The sequence below is a fragment of the Rhodospirillales bacterium genome (genome assembly GCA_028824295.1).
Classification (GTDB): Bacteria; Pseudomonadota; Alphaproteobacteria; order TMED109; family TMED109; genus VXPW01.
Genome location: JAPPED010000014.1, coordinates 1 through 2055, shown reverse-complemented (window position 1 = coordinate 2055; position 2055 = coordinate 1). Strand labels below are relative to the sequence as shown.

The following is a 2055-nucleotide window of genomic DNA, read 5'->3' as shown; positions in this document are numbered from 1 at the left end:
CAAAGACCAGATCGTAGAGTTCGGGTGAGCGATCTTCAAACTCCACTTGGGCGCCGCCGTCCACTCTTCTGATCTTGCGCACTTTCGCATCAATGTGACGGGCGCATGTGCTCTCGTGAAGCAATTCGGCCATCAGGTCTGCGGACAGATGGTAGCCGTACGATACCTGCTGCGGCGTGAAGTAGTGTGTGAAGTCTTCGTCACGCCAACCCCATCCCTCGAACGCGACGCCATACTTGCGCGTTCCTTTCAGGCGCTGCTGCACGACCTGATGTGACAAGTTCGTCAACTGCTGCAATTCCTCGACCAGGCTCGGCCAGCTGCCTTCACCCACGCCGATGACCGGAATGCGCGAATCGTAAATGTGGTGCAGTTCAAGCTCGCTGCCGGGGTGGAGGCGCGTGACGCTGGCTGCCGCCAGCGACCCGGCAGTTCCTCGTCCGATGACCGCTATCCTTCTCAGGAACTTGCTGCCCGGCTGTATCATCCTCTCCGCCCTTCGCCGATGACCGTCGACGGCCCTTGCCAGAAAGATCGATGCGCAAAGTGCATGCGCTCGCGAGAGACTACCACAAATTGCGGAAGCGGGCGCTGGCACCGTCGAGTCCGGTCAGATAGTGCCGGTTCAGGAAATTGTCGAGATGTCTCGAAGCGTTGCTCGGTCACGACCCAGAGAATGTCCTGGATCCGGCCATTTCGGTCATCCTATTTTCTGAACCCGGTGTCGTCTGATCGGGCAGCAGGACCATGCCTTCGACGAGGTCGTCTCCGGCAATCGCGTGTTCCAGAACACACGCGGGCGTGACCTGCGCGAATCGTGTGCTTCAATCAGATGCCCGGGACAGGTTCCTCGGCTAGACGGACCTTCAGGGAGAACAAAACGGGATCGAACGTGCGCAAGCCCTTGCTCCTGCACCGGCTTTCCGGAGCCATGTGAAGGACAATACGGGATTCATGTTACATGTAAGTTGACAGGACGTGCCAAGTTGTGCCAAGATTGGCTCGCAACACAACATGTGGACGTTCCATGTCGTTCCATCTCGAGACCATCCCGAACCGCAAGAGCCGGCCCACGATCCTCATCCGCAAGGCCTGGCGCGAGGACGGACGCCTCAGGAAGAAGACCCTCGCCAACCTCACCCAGCTGCCGCCCCACATCGTCGACGGCATCAGGGGCCTGTTCGAGGGCGGCGTCGCCATCGCCCGTCCCGAGGACGTCTTCACGATCCGCCGCTCCCTCCCTCACGGACATGTCGCCGCGGTGCTGGGAACGCTCCGCTCCCTCGGCATGGTGCGCATCCTGCACCGGGTTCCGGGCCGCATGCGGGATCTCGCCGTGGCCGCGGTCGTCGCGCGCGTCGTCGACCCCGCCTCCAAGCTCGCCACCGCCAGGGCGCTCGATCCGGAGACCGCGTCGACGAGCCTGGGGGCCGTGCTCGGGCTCGGGCCCGTCACCGGCAACGACATGCTCGACATGCTCGACTGGCTGCTGGCGCGCCAGCCCTGGATCGAGCGGAGCCTCGCGAACCGGCACCTGGAGGGCGGGAACACGCTGATCCTGTACGACGTCAGTTCCAGCTATCTGGAGGGCAGGAAATGCCCGCTGGCGGCCTTCGGCCACAACCGCGACGGCAAGAGGGGCAAGATGCAGGTCACCTGCGGCCTGCTCTGCGCGGCGGACGGCTGCCCGGTCGCCGTGGAGGTCTTCGCCGGCAACGCCGGGGACCCGTCCACGGTGGCAAGCCAGGTGGACAAGGTCCGCTCACGCTTCGGCATCGGCCGCGTGGCGCTGGTGGGCGACAGGGGGATGCTCACCACGGCGCGGATCCGGGAGGACCTCGAGCCCGCGGGGCTCGACTGGATCTCGGCCCTGAAGACAGGCGACATCCGCAAGCTGCTGCGTTCTTCCGGCCCGGGCGCCCCGGCCCCGCTGGCGCCCGAGGCGCTGGTTCCCGACGCGGTGGCGGAGGTCACGGGCCCGGACTTCCCCGGCGAGCGGCTGATGGTCTGCCTGAACCCGAGGCTGCGGGAGGAGCGGGCCCGCAAGCGGGAGGA

General features: G+C 65.1%; 2 protein-coding genes. One reads left to right on the top strand and one right to left on the bottom strand.

Annotated features, from left to right (window positions below):
• Positions 1-487 (bottom strand): tryptophan 7-halogenase (locus OXH60_06445; GenBank protein MDE0711757.1); only part of this gene is annotated, 487 nt, incomplete at its 3' end.
• A 540-nt stretch (positions 488-1027) separates the two neighbouring features.
• Here OXH60_06445 and OXH60_06440 point away from each other — a divergent pair.
• Positions 1028-2055: transposase (locus OXH60_06440; protein MDE0711756.1), on the top strand; the 1028-nt coding region annotated here is incomplete at its 3' end.